16 protein-coding genes are annotated in these 22,954 nt (G+C 59.5%); 3 read left to right on the top strand and 13 right to left on the bottom strand.

The annotated features are described in order from the left end of the window. Positions 1 to 202 precede the first annotated feature (202 nt). The 6 genes from J7G73_RS03285 to J7G73_RS03260 all read right to left on the bottom strand — a co-directional run bounded on the left by J7G73_RS03285 (position 203) and on the right by J7G73_RS03260 (position 7,810). Positions 203 to 1,672, bottom strand: coding sequence for an MFS transporter (locus tag J7G73_RS03285; protein ID WP_291245218.1), 1,470 nt, complete (start codon positions 1,670 to 1,672; stop codon positions 203 to 205). 19 nt (positions 1,673 to 1,691) lie between these two features. Next, positions 1,692 to 4,241 (bottom strand): family 78 glycoside hydrolase catalytic domain, encoded by a 2,550-nt coding sequence (locus J7G73_RS03280; RefSeq protein ID WP_291245217.1) that lies wholly within the window; start codon positions 4,239 to 4,241, stop codon positions 1,692 to 1,694. Further along, positions 4,190 to 4,588 (bottom strand): hypothetical protein, encoded by a 399-nt coding sequence (locus tag J7G73_RS03275; protein ID WP_291245216.1) that lies wholly within the window; start codon positions 4,586 to 4,588, stop codon positions 4,190 to 4,192. Before J7G73_RS03275 ends, J7G73_RS03280 begins: the two co-directional genes overlap by 52 nt. Positions 4,589 to 4,616: 28 nt before the next feature. Further along, positions 4,617 to 5,951, bottom strand: coding sequence for an ATP-binding protein (locus tag J7G73_RS03270; RefSeq protein WP_291245215.1), 1,335 nt, complete (start codon positions 5,949 to 5,951; stop codon positions 4,617 to 4,619). Beyond that, positions 5,948 to 6,658, bottom strand: a complete 711-nt coding sequence (locus J7G73_RS03265) for a LytTR family DNA-binding domain-containing protein (protein WP_087295200.1) — start codon at positions 6,656 to 6,658, stop codon at positions 5,948 to 5,950. The genes J7G73_RS03270 and J7G73_RS03265 overlap by 4 nt, the downstream gene beginning before the upstream one ends. A gap of 180 nt (positions 6,659 to 6,838) precedes the next feature. After that, a complete protein-coding gene (locus J7G73_RS03260) occupies positions 6,839 to 7,810 on the bottom strand; it encodes a helix-turn-helix domain-containing protein (RefSeq protein ID WP_291245214.1) in 972 nt (323 codons plus the stop codon). A gap of 144 nt (positions 7,811 to 7,954) precedes the next feature. On the opposite strand from J7G73_RS03260, the gene rhaB reads away from it, so the two are divergent. The 3 genes from rhaB to rhaD are packed head-to-tail and all read left to right on the top strand — an operon-like array spanning position 7,955 to position 11,718. Continuing rightward, positions 7,955 to 9,424 carry a rhamnulokinase gene (gene rhaB, locus J7G73_RS03255; RefSeq protein WP_291245213.1) on the top strand — a complete coding sequence of 490 codons (1,470 nt, stop codon included), beginning with the start codon at positions 7,955 to 7,957 and terminating at the stop codon, positions 9,422 to 9,424. Then, positions 9,421 to 10,845, top strand: a complete 1,425-nt coding sequence (locus J7G73_RS03250; protein WP_291245212.1) for an arabinose isomerase — start codon at positions 9,421 to 9,423, stop codon at positions 10,843 to 10,845. The genes rhaB and J7G73_RS03250 overlap by 4 nt, the downstream gene beginning before the upstream one ends. 45 nt (positions 10,846 to 10,890) lie before the next feature. Further along, entirely contained in the window at positions 10,891 to 11,718 is an 828-nt protein-coding gene (gene rhaD / locus J7G73_RS03245) for a rhamnulose-1-phosphate aldolase (protein WP_291245211.1), read from the top strand. Positions 11,719 to 11,975: 257 nt separating this feature from the next. Here rhaD and J7G73_RS03240 read toward each other — a convergent pair whose 3' ends face one another. From J7G73_RS03240 to J7G73_RS03210, 7 genes are all read right to left on the bottom strand, one after another. Further along, positions 11,976 to 14,975, bottom strand: coding sequence for a glycoside hydrolase family 2 TIM barrel-domain containing protein (locus J7G73_RS03240; RefSeq protein WP_291245210.1), 3,000 nt, complete (start codon positions 14,973 to 14,975; stop codon positions 11,976 to 11,978). A gap of 82 nt (positions 14,976 to 15,057) precedes the next feature. Further along, the gene (locus J7G73_RS03235) at positions 15,058 to 16,704 is read right to left on the bottom strand and encodes an L-fucose isomerase (protein WP_291245209.1); all 1,647 of its coding nucleotides are present in this window, start codon (positions 16,702 to 16,704) and stop codon (positions 15,058 to 15,060) included. 16 nt (positions 16,705 to 16,720) lie between these two features. Further along, positions 16,721 to 18,151, bottom strand: coding sequence for a rhamnulokinase family protein (locus J7G73_RS03230; protein ID WP_291245208.1), 1,431 nt, complete (start codon positions 18,149 to 18,151; stop codon positions 16,721 to 16,723). An 18-nt stretch (positions 18,152 to 18,169) separates the two neighbouring features. Continuing rightward, positions 18,170 to 18,859 carry a class II aldolase/adducin family protein gene (locus J7G73_RS03225; protein WP_087295214.1) on the bottom strand — a complete coding sequence of 230 codons (690 nt, stop codon included), beginning with the start codon at positions 18,857 to 18,859 and terminating at the stop codon, positions 18,170 to 18,172. A 35-nt stretch (positions 18,860 to 18,894) separates the two neighbouring features. Beyond that, positions 18,895 to 20,352, bottom strand: coding sequence for a sulfatase-like hydrolase/transferase (locus tag J7G73_RS03220; protein WP_291245207.1), 1,458 nt, complete (start codon positions 20,350 to 20,352; stop codon positions 18,895 to 18,897). A 111-nt stretch (positions 20,353 to 20,463) separates the two neighbouring features. Beyond that, on the bottom strand, positions 20,464 to 22,008 hold the full coding sequence (locus J7G73_RS03215) for an ABC transporter substrate-binding protein (protein WP_291245206.1): 1,545 nt from the start codon (positions 22,006 to 22,008) through the stop codon (positions 20,464 to 20,466). 83 nt (positions 22,009 to 22,091) lie between these two features. Further along, the coding region (locus J7G73_RS03210) for a carbohydrate ABC transporter permease (RefSeq protein ID WP_367113939.1) at positions 22,092 to 22,954 on the bottom strand (863 nt) is incomplete at its 5' end.

The following is a 22,954-nucleotide window of genomic DNA, read 5'->3' as shown; positions in this document are numbered from 1 at the left end:
CTGCCGGCTCAGGCGGCGTATCACGCCAAAATTTTCCGTGATATTTTCCAGAAATGCTCGCTAATCCACCAAGGATTGGCGGCGCTTTTTGGTTCATCTCACAAAAAATTTTCCGGCGCGCTCCACCACCTGGAATTGCGCGGTATTGCCTTATCTGCACAGCGGCCCGTGAAAAGCCGCTGCATTTACAAGTCTTTGCCGCTCAGGCTGTCTTTTTGCGCTTGGCAATGGCCTCCTGCTCCTGAGGAAGATTCTTTTCCACCGTGAACAGGAAGATCAACGCCGCGCAAACAGCGTAAGCCACAGTCTCGATCCAGATATAGCTGATGGAGATGGTGCTCTTGACCGCAGCGCTCTGGGCCGCGGTGCCCAGGGCCACGTCCGCGGCCTGATCGTAACCGCTGGCGCTGAGCATTGCACTGAAGATGGAGTTGCAGATGGGAGTGGCAGCCACCATGACCGAGCTGTAGATGGACATAGTCAGACCATCGGTACGGATGCCGCTCTTGTATTCGATGTGATCGATCACATCGGCCAGCATGGCCAGAATCACATAGCAGGCGGGAGAGGAGCCGAAGCACTTGAGGGCCACGCCCACAGCCACCGGAACGATGCTGCCGTTGCCCAGACCGGCGATCACGCCGCCCAGAGCACCCACGATCATACCGGCACACACCACGGTGCGCTTGGAGAACTTGTTGCACAGGGGCACCACGAACACCGCGGCAACCGCCATGGGGATGGCGCCCAGCAGGCTCAGCAGCGACTGGGAAGCGCCCCAGGCATCGGCGGAACCGAAGAAGGTGTTGTCCAGCACCCATTTGCAGAAGAAGGCCATGGAGCCGTTCTTCATGGCGCCGCTCCACTGGAAGGCCAGGTAGAACAGCATGATGATCCACCACCATTTTTCGCTGGTCACGGCCTTCAGCTGCTCGCCCAGGGAAACGGTCTGCCGCTGGGCGGCGCTCTCGCCTGCCTGGCCGAAGCTTTCCTCGGTCACGCGCTCACGGGTAAATTTAAACTGCAGGAAGATGGTCAGCGCAGTGAAGATGGCAACCGCCAGCATGGCCATGAACCACAGGCCCTGATTCTCCTTCAGTGCAAAGGAAACCAGCATGGGGAAGATCATGGAGCCGAAGCCCATCACGCCCAGACCCGCCACGTTGGTAAAGGAAGCCAGCGCGCTGCGCTGCTGGCTGTTGCGGGTGGAAACCGGGATCAGGGTGGAGTTTGCGGTGTTGTAGATGGGGTAGGCCACTGCGTAGTACAGGTTGTAGGCCACAGCCACCCAGACCATCTTGGCCGCGCCCTCAAAGGGCACGATGAACATGAGCACACTGGCCACTGACAGAGTCAGCGCGGAGAGCAGAATCCAGGGGCGGGCCTTGCCTGCCATGGCCCGGGTACGCTCGATGAGCTGACCCACGATCAGGTTTGCCGCCACGATCAGGATGGTGGAGAACAGCTGAAGGGTGGTCAAAAAGGTCAGGTTCAGCTTTAAAACATCGGTGAAGTAGTTCTGCAGGATGCTGGTGAAGATGCCGGAGGAAAGCAGGGCACCGAAGGGACCGATGAAATACCCCAGCAGCATCTCGGGCAGCTTCACATCCCCGGGCTTTGCCAGGGAACGGGTCAATGGCGTATTCCAGAAATCTTGTTTTTTCTCACTCATTGGGTTCACTCACCTTTCGTCAAATTTTGCAGCTATACGCATACTGCCCGCTGCCGCAGGCCCGGGTGGAGCCGTCCGGCAGTGTGAGGGTGCAGCGAGTGCCCACCGGCACCTGCACCTCCAGGGCAAATTCGCCGTTTCGAATGGCCCACTGGGTATGGATCACACCATAGGGAGTGCGCAGACTTCCCTTTGCCCAGGTGAGGCCGCCGCCCGGTTTGGGGCACAGACGGAAGGTTTTGTAGCCGGGCTGCTCGGGCTCCAGACCCAGAATGCGCTGGTAGAAGAAGGCCCCCACCGCACCGGAAGCATAATGGTTGTAGGAGATCATCAGGTCGGTGCCGTCATCGCCGATGGGGCAAACGCCGTTTTCGTCCAGACCGTCCCACCGTTCCCAGATGGTGGTGGCGCCCATGCGCACCTCATACAGCCAGCTGGGGCATTTGGTGTTCAGCAGCATCCGGTAGGCCTCGTCCAGATGGCCGTTGTCCGCCAGAGCGAACAGGATGTAGGGTGTGCCCGGGAAGCCGGTGCCGATGCACCAGTCCCCCGCCTCCACCAGGCGGGCCAGGTTATCCGCCGCCTGCTTCCGTACCTTTTCCGGGAACATGCCGAAGTAGAGGGGTAGCACATAGGCGGTCTGGAATTCTTCTTTCATCTTGCCATTGCCGTCGGTGAATACCGACACATAGGCATCCGCCACCTTGTCGCTGAGGGCCTGGTAATGCTCGGCGTCGGCGTTCTCGCCCAGGATACGGGCAATGCGGGCCAGCAGGCCGCTGGTGTTTTTCAGGCTAGCGGTGGCGGTCCACTTGCTGCGAGCCTGCCACTGCTGCATCTTGGGCACGTCCGGTGCAACCCAGTCGCCGAAATGCAGGGTCGCAGGAGTATGCCAGATATAACGATTCTTGCCAAATCCGAACCCTGCCCAGAAGCGGCAGGCGTTCACATACTTTTTCATCGCCGGGTACATCTTGCGCAGGATCTCCACATCGCCCCGTGCCTGATATTCTGCCCAAGGCACCAGCACGCAGGCATCGCCCCAGAAGTCGATGGCCATCACCGGCATGGTGGCCGGGAAGCCGTAGCCCTGCACCGGCACGGTGTTGGGAATGCCGCCGGTAGGCAGCTGCTCGGCCTTCACATCCTCCAGCCACTTTTCCAGAAAGCGGCTCATATCGAAGTTGTAGCAGGCGGTGGGAGCAAATACCGCGATGTCGCCGGTCCAGCCCATCCGCTCGTCCCGCTGGGGGCAGTCGGTGGGAATGTCCATCAGGTTGGACTTGGCGGACCAGATGATGTTCTGCTGCAGCCGGTTCAGCATGCCGTTGGAGCAGGCAAAGCTGCCGGTCTGCTCCAGCTCGGAATACAGTGCCCAGGCACCTACCCGGATCTCGCTCTCCTCTGCGCCGGTGATGGCCGCATAACGGAAGCCCATATAGGTGAAGCGAGGTGAATAGTACTGATCGCCCTCGGTGCAGATGTAGGTAGCAGTGGCCTTTGCTGTGCGCAGGAAGGCGGTGTTCAGCGTGCCATCCGGGTTCAGGATCTCGGCGTGCCGCACTGTAATGGTCTGGCCCTTTTTGCCCTGGATGTGCAGATCGATCACACCGGCAAAGTTCTGGCCGAAGTCGTAAACCAGTGTGCCGTCCGCAAGCTTGGTGCAGCTGACCGGCTCCATGTATTCATGGGCGGTCACCATCGCACCGTAGGCGGCGCGAATCCGGGGATGGCAGCGGAGATTTTCCCGGGTGGCGTTGTGCCAGCTCATCTGCCCGGGCTGCACGGTGGCATCGTAGGTTTCTCCATCGTAGAAGTCGGCCATCTGAACCGGGCCATCCATGGCCACCTGCCAGCTTTCGTCGGTGCCGAACACCTGACTGGTGCCGTCCTCATACCAGACCCGCAGTTCCAAAAGAAGTGCCTGCCGGTCGGCGGTCACCCGATTCTGCCGGGTGAACACAAAGGAGCCAACCGCCCAGCCGCCGGCCACCTCTGCCAGCAGCTCGTTGCTGCTTTGCAGCTTGTCCGTCACATCGTAGGTTTGATATTGAAGGTGGGTTTTATAGGAGGTGAAGCCGGGCGCGAAGTAATCGGCGCCCACCTTTTCCCCGTTCAGCGTCAGCTCGTAAATGCCCATGGCGGTGGCATAGATCCGGGCCTTTGCCACCTTCTTTTCCAGTGCGATACACTTGCGGAAGGTCATGGGCCGGGGAGAAACCTTTTTTTCGGTAAATTTGTAGCTGCCGTCGGTGATCCAATCCGCATCCCAGGGGGTGTCCATGCGGCCGGTCTCAAATGCAGCCTCCGCATTGGCCTGCTGGCCACGATTATCCGTTACGGTCAGGCGGGTGCTGTAACAGGTAAAGGGCTGAAGCCGTTTGCCCTTGTAAGATACTGCCACCTGCTCTTTGGTGGTGGTGCTCCAGCCGTTTACCTCCAGTGTTGCCTGCTCCATGGATACGTTCTGCCCGTCGCTTTCCAGCGCCCAGGCAAAACGGGGCTGTTCGGCGTCGGTCACACATCCATCCGGCAGATTTTCCACCGTGAAGTGCCGAATTTCCAGCATAGCGTTTTACCTCCTCCTTTTTGAAACACCGGAACGCTGATGCGCGGCCCCCAACTTCGTGCGGGGATGAACTGCTCCGCCGGGCGGCCTGCCACAGCTTTCGTCCGCAAAAAGCGTGTACGGCAGCCCGAGCCTGTTCGCGGCAGGCGGAGCGATGGGATCAGGCGGTGTTCTTCTGTTGACGATAGATACTCTACCGCAAAAGCAGTTTCTGTGCATGTTTTTTTCAAAATTGGCGCGATTTTACGCAAAGTTTGCAAATCGAATTGTGCAAATTCCCTGCACAATGTAAAGATTGTTTGTGAGAGTCGCACAAACGCAAAGAAAAAGCGCGTGGTTTCGACCACGCGCCTTTGCTTTTATGGAATTTCAAAATCAAGAACCGCTGTTTTTGCCGGTCAACGGAATCATTACCTGCAGCTCGAACCAGCCGTTTTCTGCGTTTATGTGAACCGTACCGCCGTATTTTGCGGCAGTAGCCTCAATGCTTTTCAGTCCAAAACCATGATACCGGGTGTTCCGCTTGGTGGTTTGCGGCCTTCCGCCGGAAAAATGCAGCTGCCCCTCGTAACAGTTTTCGCTCTTGATACAGAGAAAGCTCTTTTTCTGCGATATTACCACATGGATGAGCCGCTTTTCCGGGCTGCTGATCTTGCTGACGCTCTCAATGGCGTTATCCAGCGCATTGCCGAACAGCGAGCTGATGTCCATGGCGCTCATAAAATTCAGAGCGCCTCCGTCTGCCACACAGGTCATCTGAATGCCCTGAGACTGGCAATGCAGGCTTTTGCTGGTGAGCACGGTGTCCAGCACCTTGTTTCCGGTGATGTTGAGTGCCTCATAGGACTGAATCTCGCTTTCCATCTGGTCCAGCACGCTGTTGCGTCCCTCGTTGCCCTGACTGCGCAGCAGGGCGATCTGGTGCTTCAGGTCATGGTACTTCCGGTTGACCAGATCAATGCTTTCCTGACTGCGCTTGTAGGTTTCATATTGCAGATGCAAAAGGTCCTGCAAAGCGTCCATCTCCCGCTTTTCCTGCAGGTCCCACAGCTGCCGGTGGTAGCCGTACAGCAGCGCCATGCCGGAAAAGTAAATCAGGGTTCTAAAATTATACACATCCATTCGATTGCCGCCGCCGAAGGGAGTATCGAAGGGTGCATAGCTGATGCTGCTGAGCACATAGAACACAAAGGTCATAAATGCCACCGTCAGGCTCACCCGCGCCCCCGGGTCCAGACCGTTATCCTGCTGGCCGTGCATCTCCAGCCGCCACACAAGGCCGAAGGTCAGGGCATAGAGCAGCGCCCAGAACAGCATCATTGCAGGGATATTGCGCATAACCGGACACTCAAACGCGGACCAGATGTACAGCTGCCACATCAGCGAGCTGGCAAAGCCCGCGCACAAAAACGCTCGGGCGCAATAGTAAACCAGCTTCCAGAAAGGTTCCCGGCACAAAAGCAGAAAAAGCAGCAGCATCAGCGCTGCCGAGCCTGCATAAAACAGGTTGAAAAGCGCTCCGTCAAAGCCATCGGTAAGCACCATATAACCCGATAAAACCGCCAGACCGGCGGCACCTGCAAGCCAGAAGCGCACGCCGGAAAAGCGATGCCGCATATGAGCCAGATAAATCATGCAGGCAAGCCAGTCGGCCGAGGCGGTGCAGATGCGGGGAATGTCCCAGGAAAGGATTTCGTCTGTCCAGATCATTTGCTCTCCCCCGCAAAATAAGCATTCAGCTCGCTGAGAAAGGCCTTTTTGCGGGAACGGCTGAACCGAAGCCGTTCCCCGTGAACGATCACCTCGTCCTCCACCACAGCCTCCGTGTGCTGCAAATTGACCAGATAGCACTGATTGCAGCGGGCAAAGTGTTCACCGGCGAACTGACTTTCGGCCTCGCGCATGGACCCGCTGCTTTGAAGGACGCCCTCCGCAGTGTGGTACAGCAGATTGTGACCGCTGGATTCCACATAGTACAAATGCGAAAATGCAACACGATGCGTTCCGTCCCGGGTGGTAACCGTAAAATACTTTTCCTCCCGGCGGCGCATACGGGAAAGCGCGCGTTCCAGCCGCTGCGAAAAAGCAAAATAACTCACCGGCTTCAGTATGTAATCCAACGCATCCACCGCATACCCCTTGATGGCATATTGCGGCGAATTGGTGATGAAGATAATCACCACATCCCGGTCCTTTTGCCGGATTTCCTCCGCGGCCGTCATGCCATCCATAAATGTCATTTCGATGTCCATCAGGATGATGTCGTAGTCCGCCTTGTAATGCAATGCGATTTCATCGCCGTCCGAAAATTCCGTTACGCTGATCGGTTCCCCTGTGCGCGAGGCATACTGCATGATGTATTCATGGAGCTGTGTGCGGTATTGCAGATCGTCTTCCACTAATGCAATTCGTACCACCTTGTGCCATCCTTTCTTTCCGTGTTATGCCATTTTTTATCATAGCCAAAATTTTGAGGATTTGCAAGATTAGGGAATTTGCGAAGTTTCCACTTTATATTGTGTAAAAAATTTCACGCCCAATACAATAAGCCCCGTTTTTTCAGCAAACTTGCCGAAAAAACGGGGCTCACTCACTTTTCATGCCTGGGGTGGCCGGTCACGGAACTGTGCCGGGGAGCAGGCGTATTTTTCCCGGAACTTCCGGTAGAAATAGCTGCTGTTTTCATACCCAACCGCTGCCATCACCGCATCGGTGGACATACCGGTATTGGACAGCAGATAGGCAGCCTGCTGCAGCTTGCGCTGCTGGAGCAGCTGCTTGAAATTGGCACCGGTGTGATGCTTCAGCAGCCGGCTCAGCGCATAGTCCGGCATGTGGAGGCGGGCGGCGATCTCCTCCAGCGTGCCGTCCCGATAGGAGGTCTCTATGTACTGCAGGGTGGAAAAAATCGCGTTTTCATCCCGGCTTTCCGGCAAAGTACGGTTGATGTTTTCCGCAAACAGCGTCAAGTTCTGAAGCAGCAGCCCCATGGTGGTCTGATTCAGCAGATTCGCCCCGGGCTTTTTTTCCAGCAGGGTCCAGATCATATTTTCCAGCAGGTTTTCCACCGGCAGGATATCCCCCGCCGCAATGTGCAGCCAGCCCGCAAAGGTGGAGGTCTCAAACAGGGTGGAAACCAAAAAATCCCGCAGCACATTTTCCTGCTCCAGCATCCGGAAGCTGCGGTCAAAAAACTGGGGCAGGATGATGAAGTTCACCCCCACATCCTCCTCCGAGGCCGGAAGGATCTCGTGGTAGACCGCCTGGTTCAGAAACAGCAGATCGCCGGTGTGAAGCTCCATTCGCTGGGTACCGTTCAGGATATGGGTGGTGGAGCCGCTGCACATATACAGCACTTCCACGTAATTGTGCCGGTGGCGGGGAAAATGTACAAACCGGGTATGCGGGCGGATCTCGATCAGCTTGCCCTTCTCCAGCATCTTCTCGCTGTCCACTACAAAATCCCGGCCCGAGGTATAGCGTTCCCGCTGAATGCCCTGCTGCCCGGCCAGGATAGCCCGCTCCTCCTCGGTGATCTCTTTCAGCTGGCGCAAAAGGCGCTCGTCCATGGCGATCCCTCCTCTTTTTCTCTAGCATATCACAACCGGTCGAAAGCTGCAAATAAGGTCCCTGTTTTATTCAAAAGCGGTCCTTTTTTCCGCCCGGCAGAACGAATAGAATAAAAGCAAAGAAACACAGAAAGGAGACTTCCCATGGCACCCTATTATCTGGCCATCGACATCGGCGCATCCAGCGGCCGGCACATCCTGGGACATGTGGAAAACGGTCGGATGCTCCTGGAGGAGATCCACCGCTTTGAAAACCGCCAGGTTCGCCGCGACGGTCACGACTGCTGGGATGTTCAGCATCTTTGGCAGGGCATTCTGGACGGCCTGAAGGTCTGCAAAACTCTGGGCAAAATCCCCGCTTCCGTAGGCATCGACACCTGGGCGGTGGATTTTGTGCTGCTGGGCGAAAACGGCGACCGCATCAGCGACGCAGTCGCCTATCGGGACAGCCGCACCGACGGCATGGACCGGCTGGTGGAGGCCAAAATCCCCGCCGGAGAACTGTATGCCCACACCGGAATTCAGAAGCAGAGTTTCAACACCATCTATCAGCTTGTGGCCCTGCAGCAGGAGCATCCTGAGCAGCTGCAGGCTGCACAGAGTCTGCTGATGATTCCCGACTACTTCAACTACCTGCTGACCGACGTGAAGAAGCAGGAGTACACCAACGCCACCAGCACCGGCCTGGTCAACGCCGCCGCGAAGGAATGGGACCGGGAGCTGCTGGAGCGGCTTGGTCTGCCCGACCACCTGTTCGGTCCGCTTTCCATGCCGGGCGAAACGGTGGGTCAGCTGCGGCCGGACATTGCCGAGGCCGTCGGCTTCCAGACCACCGTGGTGCTGCCCGCCACCCACGACACCGGCTCCGCCTTCCTGGCGGTGCCCGCCGAGGACGACAACGCGGTTTACCTGTCCAGCGGCACCTGGAGCCTGCTGGGCGTGGAAAACCCCGAGCCCATCACCAGTGAAGCCAGCCGCCTGCAGAACTTCACCAACGAGGGCGGCGCCTGGTACCGTTACCGTTACCTGAAAAACATTATGGGCCTGTGGATGATCCAGTCCATCCGCCGGGAGCTGAACGGCGTGGACTATGTGGAAGGCAAAACCCGGGCCGAGTGGACGCTGGACGTTGCCGCCGGGGAACGCCAGTGGACCTTCCCCGATCTGATCGCCAGCGCGGAGGGCGCGGCCGATTTTGAGAGCATCGTGGATGCCAACGACGACGCCTTCCTGGCACCGGACAGCATGATCGCCGCCGTGCAGAAGGCCTGCGAATGCAGCGGTCAGCCGGTTCCCACCACCGTGGGCCAGCTGATGCAGTGCGTCTACCGCAGCCTGACGCTGTGCTACAAAAACGCCATTGCCGGGCTTTCCCGCCTGACCGGCAAGGAATACACCACCATCCACATTGTGGGCGGCGGCTGCCAGGACAATTACCTCAACCGCATGACCGCCTCTGTGACCGGTCTGCCGGTGTGGGCCGGTCCCGTGGAAGGCACAGCCATCGGCAACCTGGTGATTCAGATGATCCGCGGCGGCGAATTCGCCGATCTGGCCGCGGCCCGCAGTTGTATCCGTGAAAGTTTTGATATCAAGGAGGTTCTTCCCCAATGAGCATGTTAGTGGAAACCAAAGCCCGCGTTGGCGTGTTCGCCATCGCCCTGGGTGCTTACCTGCCCCAGTTCCCCAGCCTGGTGCCCGAGTTCCAGGCTCAGTATGAGCAGTTCAAAACCATGATCCCCGACACAGTGGAGCTGGTGGACGGCGGCATCGTCACCACCAAGGAGCTGAGCCAGGCCGCCGGCGACAAGTTCCGCGCCGCCGATGTGGATCTGGTGATCCTGCAGCTGCTGACCTACGCCACCTCCTACAACATGCTGCCCGCCGTGCGGGATCTGGATGTTCCGGTGGTTCTGGTGAACGTGCAGAAGCTGCGCGCTCCCGACTACGAGAACACCGACACCGCCAAATGGCTGGGCGAGCTGTACGCCTGCGGCGCTGTGGGCGAGATGGTTGCCGACCTGGAGCGTGCCGGCAAGCGCCATGCAGTCATCACCGGCGTTGTGGAGGGCGGCGACCCGGTTGTTGAGGCTGAGATCAACGACTGGTGCAAGGCTGCTCAGGTGCGCCGCCGCTTCCGGGACACCAACCTGGCCCAGATCGGCCGTCCCTACCCCGGCATGATGGACCTGTACATCGACGAGACCAACCTCTACCATCGGATGTGGCTGTACACCAAGCAGTTCGACTGGGAGAAGATGTGGGCCATTGCCGACAACATCACCGACGAGGCCGTCATCCGCGCCAAGGCCCAGGAGATTCTGGACACCTTCGACGTCGAGGGCGGCGGCACCGTGGAAAAGGTCTGGGAGATGGCCCGCTATGTGGTGGCCTTCGAGCAGTGGGTCAAGGACGAGAAGATCGCCTTCATCGCCTCCCACTACGACGGCTTTGCCCAGGGCAAGGCTGGCGTGCTGGACTCCATGCTGATCCCCGCCTTCTCCATGCTCATCAAGCAGGGCGTTGCCTGCGCCGTTGAGGGCGATATCAAGGTTTCCATGGCCATGTCCATCCTGAAGACCATTTCCGGCCAGGGCCAGCTGTCCGAGATGTACTCCATCGACTTCGACAAGGACATCTGCATCATCGGCCACTCCGGCTCCGGCGACGCGGCCATCTCCGCCAAGAAGCCCACCATGAAGATCGTTCCCGTCTTCCACGGCAAGACCGGCGGCGGCTACCTGACCCAGTTCTACCCCCATCTGGGCCCCGTGACCTATCTGGGCATCACCCAGGACAAGGACGGCCACTTCAAGTTCGTTGTGGCTGAGGGCGTGAACGAGGAAGGCCCCATCTTCACCTTCGGCGACACCAACATGCGCACCCGCTTTGCCTGCGGCGCCCGCGAGTTCGTGAACCGCTGGAGCGAGGCCGGCCCCACCCATCACATGGCTGCCGCCTCCGGCCGTCACATCGACACCATCCTGAAGGTCGCCGAGATCTTCAACGTGCCGGTGGATGTTATCACCCGTTGAGTCATTCCGCAAAAGCGGTGTTAAGAAAAGAAAGGAAGAGTTCAAATGGAGATTTACGATATCTGCTGTGTAAAAGGCTTCATCCGTATGTGCAACGACGGCTGGCTGCAGGGCTGGCACGAGCGCAACGGCGGCAACCTGACCTACCGCATGACCGAAGAGGATGTGGCCGCCTGCCGTCCCTTCTTTGACGAGACTCCCCGCGAGTGGGTGAACATGGGCGTTCAGGCCGAGAACCTGGCCGGCGAATACTTCATCACCACCGGCTCCGGCAAATACTTCCGGAACGTGGAGCCCGATCCCATCCACAGCATCGGCATCGTGGAGATCAACGAAACCGGCGACAGCTGGCGCATCGTTTGGGGTCTGGCCGAGGGTGCCAAGCCCACCAGTGAGTTCCCCAGCCATTTTATGAATCACAGCGTGCGCAAGGCTGCCACCGATGGCGCCAACCGTGTCATCTACCACTGCCACGCCACCAACGTGATCGCTCTGACCTACATCCTGCCCCTGACCGACCGGGATTTCAGCCGTGCTCTGTGGCAGTCCGCCACTGAGTGCCCCGTGGTCTTCCCCGAGGGCGTGGGCGTCTGCCCCTGGATGGTTCCCGGCGGTGCTGACATCGCCATGGCCACCAGCGAGAAGATGAAGAGCTATCAGGCCGCCGTTTGGGCACAGCACGGCCTGTTCGCCTCCGGCCCGGACTACGACACCACCTTCGGCCTGGCTCACACCATCGAGAAGAGCGCCGAGATCTATGTGAAGGTGCTGTCCATGGGCGGCGGTCTGATTCGTCAGACCATCGAGGACGACAACCTGCGCGCCATCGCCCGGGACTTCGGCGTGAAGCTGAACGAGGACTTCCTCAGCTGAGTCCTGCTCCCGCAGAAACGAGCGCTGGTTTTCCCGGCCGCAAAATCCGCGCACAGGCAACGCTCTGCCCCTCAGGCACCGTCTGTGCCGTTCTGCGGCCCGGGTAATCCCCGGAGCAATCAACAAGCATACCTCATACCTACCATTTTCTTATAACAAAGCCGCCCTCCGGATCATTGGTCCGGAGGGCGGCTTTGTATTAGGAGGAAGGAAAGAGGCTGTTACCATATTTTCGTTCTGCAACAGCCCTTTGCATTTTATTCAGCGGTCACAGGTGCAAATCCAAAGAACAGCCGCATACGGAATTCGGTTTCCTTCAGGGCATATTCGTCGGCCAGCACCGGGCCGCAGCTGTTGGAACCAATACCGCTGTTTTTGTAGTCCAAGCACAGCTCCACTTCATCGCTCTTTTTCAGTTCAAAGTTATGGGCGGTGGAGGTCAGCAGCTCCTGGGGATAATGGGACGCCCGGAAGCTGAAGGGCTGCTCTGCCGCAGCCCACAGCGCCGCGTCAGCGCAGCGCAGCCGCATCTGCTCACAGCCCACATGGCTGCCGTGCTCCTGGGGCTTGATATAGTCCACATACTCGTCGCTGACTGTGCCTGCAAAATGGCCGAACCAGCAGGCATTCTTCTTGTCCAGATAGCTTTCCTGCGGGCCGTAGCCGGTATAGTCCAGCTGCTCGAAACCGTCAGGCAGCATCATGCGCAGGCCAAACCGGGGCAGGAAGGGGAACGTTTCGTCTCTCCGGCCTTCCAGCTCCAGGGCGATGGTTCCGTCGGCCCCGATCCGCCAAAGGGCAGTGCAGCGCAGGAAGGGCTGACGGATGGAGGCGGCGAACACCAGCTCGCAGCGAATCGCCGTGTCTTCGCCCGGAAGCAGCTGGCAGCTGGCGACCCGTACCTGCGTACGATCATAGCCAGCCTGTTCCCAGACCCGGCGGATCTTGCGGTCGTTGTCGGTGGGGGCGCGCCACACATTGAAGCCCATGGGTCCGGCCAGCCGTTCGGCTCCGTTCCACACAAGGCTCTTGAAGCAGCCGGTAAACCGGTTCAGCACATAGGCAAAGTTTTCGCCGCTTACCCGAATCTCCTCGTCGTCCTCCTCCACAGCCAGCGCGGCCGGCTGCAAGCAAAGCTCCTGCTTCTCAGCCTGACGCAGGGTGAGCTGATCGAAGCCCAGCTCATCGCCCGCCTTCACGAAATCCGCATCGGTGCGGGCCAGGTACACCAGCCGCAGATCCACCCGGCCGGGCTGCTGGGGCAGCGCGCAGGGCAGCGGCATGCAGGCGGTCTGACGGGCGGGGATGGCGGGCAGTTCTCCTCTGCCCTGCTCCACCACCACGCCGTCCAACTGCAGCTCCCAGCGATATTCCGCCAGCTGGCTCACATCGGCAAAATCCAGGGTGCTTCGCAGCTGAATCTCGCCATCGCACAGGCAAGCACGCACCGGCCGCCAGACATTTTTCAGTTCTTGTAAGCCGGTATGGGGAATCCGATCCGGCGAGACCAGGCCGTCCACGCAAAAGTTGATGTCGTGGGGGAATTCGCCGCTGTCGCCGCCATAGAGGAATTTACGGCGGCCATCTGCCGTGACACCGCCGTCCACCGCATGGTCACACCATTCCCACACGAAGCCGCCCAGCACACCGGGCTCTTCCAGGAACAGCTTCTCGTAGTCCTCCAGATCGCCGGGGCCGTTGCCCATGGCATGGCAGTACTCCACCAGCAGGAAGGGCTTGGTGTTGGCCGGGTTTGCCAGCCATTCGCGTACAAAGGCGGGCTCATTGTACATCCGGCTGTAAAGGTCGAACATGCTGGTGTCGTTGATATGGCCGCCGGTCTGATGCCAGGAGCCCTCGTAATGCATCAGGCGGGTGGGATCATAATCCCTGCCCCAGATGCCTGCCTTCTCGAATCCGGGCCCGTGGCCGGACTCGTTGCCCAGCGACCAGATGATCACCGCCGGGCTGTTTTTGTCCCGGATGATGCAGCGCTGCACCCGGTCCAGAATCAGCGGCTCGAACTCCTTCCACTGAGCGATCAGACCAAAGGTGGTCTCGTCGCCGCCGCCGAACAGCTCGGTTACGCCATGGCACTCGATGTCCGCTTCGTCGATCATGTAAAAGCCGTAGCGGTCGCACATCTGCACGAACCAGGGCGCGTTGGGGTAATGGCTGCTGCGGATGGCGTTCACGTTATGCTGCTTCATCAGAGCCAGATCCCTGAGGGCCTGCTCGTAGCTGATGGTGAAGCCGGTCACCGGGTCGGAATCGTGCCGGTTTACACCCTTCAGGCGCAGGGGCTTGCCGTTCAGCAACACCTGGCGGCCCTTTGTGGTGATGTCCCGCACGCCCACCGGCTGGCAGATGACCTCCGCTTCGGTGCGCAGCAGCAGCTGATACAGCTCAGGCGTTTCGGCCGTCCAGAAGTGGGGCTCCTCCAGATGGATGGTGAACTCGGTGGCTGCTTCGCCCCGGCAGACAAGACTGCCCTGCGGGTCATACAGCTCCCACTCCAGCTCTCCTTCGCCGTCGTTCCATTCCACGCCCACCTGGATCACCGCACGGGTGTAATTCTCCCGGCCCCAGGTGCGCACGCCGAAGTCCCGGATATGCTGCCGGGGCCGCACCAGCAGGTACACATCCCGGAAGATACCGGACATGCGGAACTTGTCCTGGCATTCCAGATAGGTGCCCAGGCTCCATTTCATCACCAGCACCGCCAGCAGGTTTTCACCCTCCACCAGATAGGGGGTCACATCAAACTCACTGGTGGAGTGGCTCACCTGGCTGTAACCCACCCGGTGGCCGTTCACCCATACATAAAAGAAGCTGTCCACGCCTTCAAAGTTCAGGTAGACCTGCTGGCTGAGCATGGCCGCATCCACCGTGAAATGGGTACGATAAGCCCCGCAGGGATTCTGATGGGGCACAAAGGGCGGGTCAAACGGAATGGGATAGCGCACATTGCTGTACTGGTTCTGGTCCAGGCCCTGGGTCTGCCAGCAGGAAGGCACCGGCATCTGCGGATAACCGCTGGCATCAAAATCCGGCTGGCAGAACTCCTCCGGCACAGCGCTGATCTTGTCATACAGCTGCATCTGCCAGGTGCCGTTCAGCAGAACGAAACGCTCCGAGGTTTCTCGCATCGCCTGCACCGGGTCCTGATTCGGAGCAAAGGGAATGTAGTACGCCCGGTTGGCCAGAACCCCTTCGTGAGGGCGGGCCCAATCTTCAAATTCATGGCGGTGTTTCATAGGATTCCTCCTGTTTTTATTCGGTGCAGCCGCACCGGCACAAGGAGCCGGGGCAAAGTCTGCCCCGGCTTTTGTTTTACTATTATATATGTATATCAGCGGTACAGCGGGCCATAGTGCTTGCAGGCGGCGAAGTCCGCAGCCTCCCCCAGTTGGCCATCACACTGTACACATCGGTGAACGCGCCCTTGCCGGTGAGGCGGGGCACGAACCAGGTGGTGGGCCAGGTGCGGTCGGTGCGCAGGTCGATGGGGGTGTGCACATCGTCCGGCAGGTTGGCGGTCCAGCCCTCGGCCAGCTGCAGCACAGGGCCCACGCCCTCCACGATATTGACCCGCAGCAGGGTGACGGGCATCTCGGCAGCACAGCGGAAGTGGCTGGAGAATCCGCCGCCCCGGAAGTACTCATAGTTGGCACGGCACCAGTCGGTGGCCTCCAGGCAGGCGGTCATATCCTGCTCGGTCATCTGCCAGAAGGGCTTCATCACATGCTCGCCCTTTTCGTTGGTGGCAGCGCCGGAGCCGTCCAGTGCGGTGGCACCGGAGTTAATCAGGTGGATAAAACCATCCTTGGCCACACCCTCGGGCTTGTGGCCGGTGACCCTCTCGCAGGCCTCCGGGCTCCAGTAGGTGCGCACGTCATGGAAGCAGGGGGCGGTGCCGGTGACCAGAGTGCCCAGCATCATGGCCACGCCGTTCAGGGTGTCGTTCTCGGTGGCAAAGGGAGTGGGCTGCTTGGGACCGTTCCAGTCGAAGGTGGAGGCCATGATTGCCTCGGAGAAGTCCGCATTGGGCAGCCAGTCGGTCCAGTTGCGCTGGCCCTGGAAGCCGCCGGCCACCGCATTCTTGCCCAGCGCTTCTTCATGCCAGCCCATCTCGGCCAGCTTGGGATTGCCGTACAGAATGTCCCGCATGACCATGGTCATCTTGGTCACGAACTCCCAGTCCTTGTCGGCGGGAACCACCTTGGATTTGGTGATGACCTCGGGCAGGTTCTTGCCCGCGTTGCAGTCAAAGCCTTCCTTGCAGTTGGCCTTCACCCAGGCCAGCGCCCGGTCGTATTCCTCGTGATCGTAGATCTCCAGAGTGATGCGGCGGATGATCTCGGTCATATCCACCCACTCGGCCCGGATGCCCAGATACTTCTGGAACATGGAAGCGTCGCAGTAGCTGCCGGCGATGCCCATGGCCACGCCGCCCAGGTTCACGTAAGCCTTGTTCTTCATCCAGCCCACGGCCACCGCACAGCGGGCAAACCGCAGGATCTTCTCGGCCACATCGGCAGGAACACTGGTATCGGTGGCATCCTGTACATCATGGCCGTAGATGGAGAAGGCAGGCAGACCCTTCTGGGCATGAGCGGCCAGCACCGCGGCCAAATACACCGCGCCGGGGCGCTCGGTGCCATTGAAACCCCAGACCGCCTTGATGGTGCGGGGGTCCATATCAAAGGTCTCGCTGCCGTAGCACCAGCAGGGGGTCACAGTGAGGGTGGCCACCACGTTTTCGGTGGTGAATTTATCGGCGCAGGCGGCTGCTTCGGCGCCGCCGCCAATGGTGGAATCCGCGATCACGCACTGGACGGGAGTGCCGTCCGGGTAACGCAGATTCTCTTCGATCAGAGTCTTGGCGTTCTTCGCCATGGTCATGGTCTGAGCTTCCAGGCTTTCCCGCACGCCGCCCCAGCGGCCGTCGATGGTGGGACGAATACCGATTTTCGGATAAAGCATATTCTTATTCCTCCGTTCAGGATTCTTTCAAAATGGTTTTGTAGCGTTCAAAGGCGCTGTTCCAGAGCGCCGTATCCTCCGGCTGATACCGCTGCACCGGCTCGGTGCGGGCAATGAGGGCCCGGCCCTCGTCCAGATTTTTCAGTTCACCCAGAGCCACAAGCTGGATGAGAATATTGCCCAGCGCAGTGGCTTCGATGGGCCCGGTGATCACCGGCAGGCCGATGCTGTTGACCGTCATCTGGCAGAGAAGCTGGGCCTGTGCGCCGCCGCCCATGATGTGCAGAGCGGTGAAGGTCTGGCCGGTGGAGCGGCTCAGCTGCTCCAGTGCAAAGCGGTACTTGAGGGCAAGGCTCTGGTACACGCAGCACATCACCTGCCCCACTGTTTCCGGCACCGGCTGACCGGTGCGGCGGCAGAACTCCCGCACCCGAGCGGGGATATCGCCGGGCGGGGTGAATTCAGGCGCGTCCGGGTCGATAAAGCTTTGCAGCGGCTCGGCTTCCAGGGCCATCTGAGCCAGCTGGGCAAAGGAGTAATCCATTCCCTCCCGCTGCCACTGACGACGACTTTCCTGAATGAGCCACAGGCCGATGATATTCTTCAAGTAGTTAACCTTGCCGTTGGCTCCCCGCTCGTTGGAGAGGGCCAGCTCCCGGCTTTGCTCGGTGAGCACCGGCCCGTCCAGCTCGCAGCCGATCAGGCTCCAGGTACCGCAGGAGAGGAAGGCCGCGCCGGGCTGCGGGTCAGGCATGGCCGCCACTGCGCACTGGGTATCGTGCCCGGCCACCGCGATGACCTTGGCTCCCTTGTACTCCCCCACCACGCTGCCGCTGGGCACCAGCGGAGCCAGCAGCTGCTCGGAGATATTGAATGCCTCCAGCACCGGCTTGCTCCAGCCTCCGCTTTTTGCATCCAGCATCTGGCTGGTGGAGGCGATGGTGGTCTCACAGACTTCGCTCCCGCACAAGGCGTGGGCGAACAGATCCGGCATGAAGAGCAGCCGCTTTGCCTGTTTCAGCAGCTCCGGCTGCTCCTTTTGCAGCGCCAGCAGCTGGAACAGCGTGTTGATGGCCATGATCTGACTGCCGGTGGCCCCGTAGAGCTCCGCCTGCGGCATGATCTTCTCGGCCTGCTCCACCATACCTGTGGTGCGGCCATCCCGGTAATGGACCGGGTCGCCCAGCAGCTTGCCGTTTTCATCCAGCAGGCCGAAGTCCACGCCCCAGGTGTCGAAACCGATGCTGTCGAACTCGCCTGCCTTTTCAATGCCCTTGTGCACATTTTCCATCAGGTCGGCAAAATCCCAGCGGAAATGGCCGTCCGCCTGTCGGGGGCGGTTTTCAAAGCGGTGCACTTCCCGGTAGATCAGTGTTCCATCGCTGTATTGTGCCAGAATGGCCCGCCCGCTGGATGCGCCGAAATCAAAGGCCAGAACTCGTTTCATGGGCGTTTCCTTTCCCGGTCAGCGCAGGCCGTTGTCGAATTTCTTGTAGCCGGGGTGACGGCCGGTCACCTGATAGAAACCGCGCAGGTCGATCAGCTTCTGGATGTTCTCCCGGCTGATGTCGATGCTGCCGCCCAGGATCACCGCGTTGATGGTGATCTTGGCCCACAGCTCCAGGCTTTCCATCCGGTAGAAGGCGGTGATGATGTCGCTGCCTACCGCCAACGCGCCGTGGTTTTCCAGCAGCATCACGTCATGCTCTTCCAGATAGGGCTCGATGGCGTCCGGCACCTCTGTGGTGCTGGGGGTGCCATAGGGGGTCAGGGGCACGCTGCCGATCACCGCCACATCCTCGATCATGTTGTACATGTCCATCGCCTTGTGGGCCACGGCAAAGCCGGTGGCGCCGGGAGGATGGGCATGGATCACGCTCCAGATATCCGGGCGCTTTTCATAGCAGCGCAGATGCATCTTGATCTCGCTGGAGGGGCGCAGGCCCTCGGCGCCTTCCAGCACCTCGCCCTTCGCATTGATGCGGATGAGCTTTTCCGGGGTGATGAAGCTCTTGCTCATGCCGGTGGGGGTGCACAGGAAGGTGCCGTCCTCCAGACGGGCGGATACGTTGCCGTCGTTGGCGGCAACCCAGCCCAGCTGCCACATCTTGTGGCAGACATCACAAATCTGTTCTTTCAAAACCTGCAGTTCCATTGTGGGTTCCTCGTTTCTCTATGAATTTCTGGGGATTATTTCTGATATTTGGGGCTGCTCTCGTAAACCGGCTTGCCCTCAGAGTAGATGCCGGGGCGGCGCATCTGGCCGAAACCGGTCACCGCTTCCCTGCTGCCGTCCATGGCCGGGTCCGCATAGGTGTAGTACCAGTTCTGCAGCTGGCTCAGCAGCTGCTCCCGGATGGGGGCGTATTCCGGTTTGTCCACCAGGTTTTCCTTCTCCCCGGGGTCTGTGGTCAGGTGATACAGCTCGTGGGGACCATAGGGATACCGGTGGATGTACTTCCATTCCTGATTGCGGATCATCCGGCTGTTGCCGTATTCGTCCAGGATCACCACATGGTTGTCGGTGTCCTCGCCCTGTTCCAGCACGTTGGCAAAGCTGTGGCCCGGCAGATCCTCCGGCAGCTGCGCGTCCAGATCCAGCAGTTCGTTCAGGGTCTGGATAATATCGTAATGGCTGCACATGCTGGGAGTTACCCGGTCCGCCAGGATATGGCCCGGCCAGCGGGCAATGAAGGGCACCTTCACGGCAGTATCAAACAGGTTAAACGGGAAGGTACCGTTGCCTTTGCCCCAGATACCGTGATGGCCCATGTTCATGCCGTTGTCGGCGGTGAAGATCACCAGGGTGTCATCCGCGATCCCCAGCTGCTCCAGCTTATCCAGAAGACGGCCCACACCGGCATCCATGGCGCTCACTGCCGCGTAATAGCCCCGCAGCAGCCGCTTGCGCTCCTCGCCGGTACCGCCGGGAGCGGTGGGAATGCGGTTCGGATGAAAGGGTTCATCCGGCGTTGCGGTGAACTCACAGTCCCGATACAGATCGATGTACTCCGCCGGGTGCTGGTCCTCGTCCCAGGGATCGTGGGGGGCGGTGTAATGCACGCTCACATAGAAGGGGTTTTCCTGCCCGGCGAAGGCGTCCAGGTAATCCAGCGCGTGCTCGGTGATCAGATCGGTGATGTAGCGGCTTTCAAAATGCAGCTTACCGTCCTCGATCACGTCCGCCTGATTGTAAAGGCAGCCACCCCGGCCGATGGTGTACCAATGGGAGAAGCCGTGCTGGGGCTGCATGCTGTCGCCCAGATGCCACTTACCCGCCAGTGCGCAGGTGTAGCCGTTCTGAGCCAGCAGATCCGGATAGGTGGTGAGCCCCTGCAGATACTGAATGGGCACATCCTCGCTGGCAAAATAGGGATGGTCCGCATGTTCCCCCAGGGTCTTTTTATCCAGGCTGCCGCTGCGAATCCAGTCGTGCACGCCGTGCTGGGAAGGAATGCGGCCGGTGAGGATGGAAGCGCGGGCCGGGCTGCACACCGGGGAGGCGCAGAAGAAGTTATCGAACCGGGTGCCCTGTGCGGCCAACCGGTCCAGATTGGGGGTCTGGATGTCCGCATTGCCTGCGCAGTGCATGGCCCAGGCGCCCTGGTCGTCGGTGAGAATAAACAGAAGATTGGGTCTTTTTTTCATGAAATTCTGCCTCATTTCAAAAAGAAGCCGGCAGCCCCGCTTCGGGGCTGCCGGCCTTTTTTCTGCGTGCGCTGGCTCGGCTGTGCCTCGCCAGCCCGGATGCAAACATGTTTATTTTGCGGACTTGAAGGTGGTCAGCTGGTTCTCGACCTCTTTCATCAGATCGTCCACACCGTTGGCCTGCATGGCCTCCAGGAACTTGGGAATGTACTCAGCGGGGTCCACAGAGCCGGTCTCCAGAGAGGGGGTGTACTCGGCGATCACGTTGGTGAGGGCCGCAACCTGAGTTTCCACAGGCACTGCATCAAAGGTGAAGCCGTTGTTGGGAGAGATCAGAGCGGAGTTGTTGTAGTCCTGGAACAGCTGCTCGATGTTATCGGGGTAGCTGATATCCCACTTCTGGTTGAAGGGAGTGCCGAACTGCCAGCCGTAGGTGTAGTCGTAGCCGTTTTCGGTCAGGGTGCCGCCCATGGTCTTGTCCACCTGCTTGTCGCCCACTGCGGTGTAGTGCTCGCCCTCGATGCCGTGGCGGATCAGGGTGCCCACGTATTCATCGGTATTCAGCAGGTTGATGAACTCCAGAGCCTTGTCGGGATGCTCACTGGCGGAAGAGATGGCCAGCAGGCCGCCCATGGCGCTGCGGGTCTCGAACAGGGGGTCCATCAGGGCAACAAAACCAACGCCGTGGCCGCTGGAAGCGCTCATGGACTCGGAGGTGCCGGGAGCATACTGGATGAAGTAGGAGAACAGTGCGCCGTTGTTGAAGTCGTTGTCACGGTTGGCGATGTCGCTGTCGTAGTTCACGGGGTCACCGCCCAGGTAGCCGGCCTTGTTCCAGCCGCGAACGGTCTGGCAGTAGTTCATGTACTCTTCGCTGGCGTACTGGTTGAATACGGTCTGGCTGGCCACATCCTGGAAGTTGCCGAACTCAGGCACAGCAGCAGCGGCAGGCAGCTTGGGGTTGCCGGTCAGAGACTCGTAGGGGGCAGCCATGGGCCAGGCGTTGGTCAGGCCGGAAACGCCCACCACGTTCTTGCCTTCGGCCTTGGACTTCTCGGCCACGACCTCCAGCACCTTGGTGTAGTCCTCCAGGGTCTTGACGGCGCTCATGTCGATGCCATAGGCCTCGGCCATATCGCTGTTGTACACGATACCACCCTGCCAGCCCATCTCCTTGTAGGAGGGCACGCCGTAGATGGAACCGTTTACCTTAACGGCATCCCAAACCGCTTCGGGAATGAAGTCGTAGGTCTCCTTGGCGTACTGGGGCAGCAGCTCGGTGATGTCCAGGAAGGCATCCTTGCCGGTAAACTGCAGGTAGTCGGTGGTCCAGTTGGAGGTGAAGCAGATGTCGAAGTACTCACCTGCGTTGATCAGGTTGGGCATCTTCTCCTTGTAGTCCGGGTTGGCGATGACCTTGTAGTCGATCTCCACGCCGATCTTCTCGCGGGTGTACTCATTCAGCTTGGCGATCACCTTTTCGGTATCTGCCGCAACGGGGTTGATGGACATGTACCAGGTCAGGGTGGTCACGTCGTCGCCGCCGGAAGCCGCGCTGCCGGAAGCGGAGCCTGCGCCGCCACAGCCGGTCAGAAGGCCGGCAGTCATGGCTGCGGTCATGGCCAGCGCCGCAGCGCGCTTGGAGATGTTTTTCATAATGTTCCTCCTTGAAAATTGATTCTATCAACGCATTTTCCTGCTTGGAAAACGCGGTCGTTCCATATTTTATTGCGATGCGGTCAGCCTTTTACGCCGCCCACGGTCAGACCCTTTACGAAGTACTTCTGGAAGAAGGGGTAGGCCAGCAGGATGGGCAGCACCACCAGAACGGTGAGTGCCATACGGCCGCTGTCGGTGGGAGCATTGGCTGCCATTTCGGCATATTCCAAAGCGTTGGCCGAGGACTGCTTCATGAATTCCAGGCTGTTCTGCATGCTCCACAGCAGGGTCTGCACCGGGTACTTTTTCTGGTCCACGATGTACAGCATGCCGAGGAACCAGTCGTTCCAGTAGGCGATGGTGGTGAACATGCCGATGGTGGCAAGACCGGGCTTGGAAAGGGGCAGCACGATGCTAAAGAAGGTTTTGAATTCACCGGCACCGTCGATGCGGGCGGCTTCGATGATTTCCAGCGGGATGCTTTTATAGAAGGTGCGGAGCACAATCACATAGAAGGCATTCAGCGACATGGGAAGGATCAGTGCCCACACGCTGTTGCCCAGACCCAGCATCTGGGTGTTCACCATGTAGGTGGCCACGATGCCGCCGTTAAACAGCATGGTGAAGAGCATGAGCAGCGTGAATACCCGGTTGTAGGCATAGTCGCTGCGGCTGAGCACATAGGCGAACATGGCGGTGATCGTCAGGCTGAACAGGGTGCCTGCCACGGTCACAAATATGGTGATGCCGTAGGAGCGGATCAACTGATCGCCCAGTTTAAAGAAAAAGCGGTAGGCATCCAGACTCCATTCACTGGGGAAAAAGCTGTAGCCATTCTGGAAGATGCTTTGTTCGCTGCTGAAGGACACAACGACCACCAGTGCCAGCGGCAGCACGCAGGCCAGAGACCAGAGCAAAAACACCAGGTTCAGCACTGCATTTG

It is taken from the genome of Allofournierella sp., assembly GCF_017889395.1.
Taxonomy (GTDB): Bacteria; Bacillota; Clostridia; order Oscillospirales; family Ruminococcaceae; genus Allofournierella.
The sequence above is the reverse complement of the archived record's forward strand: the minus strand, read 5'-3'. Positions and strand labels throughout refer to the sequence as shown.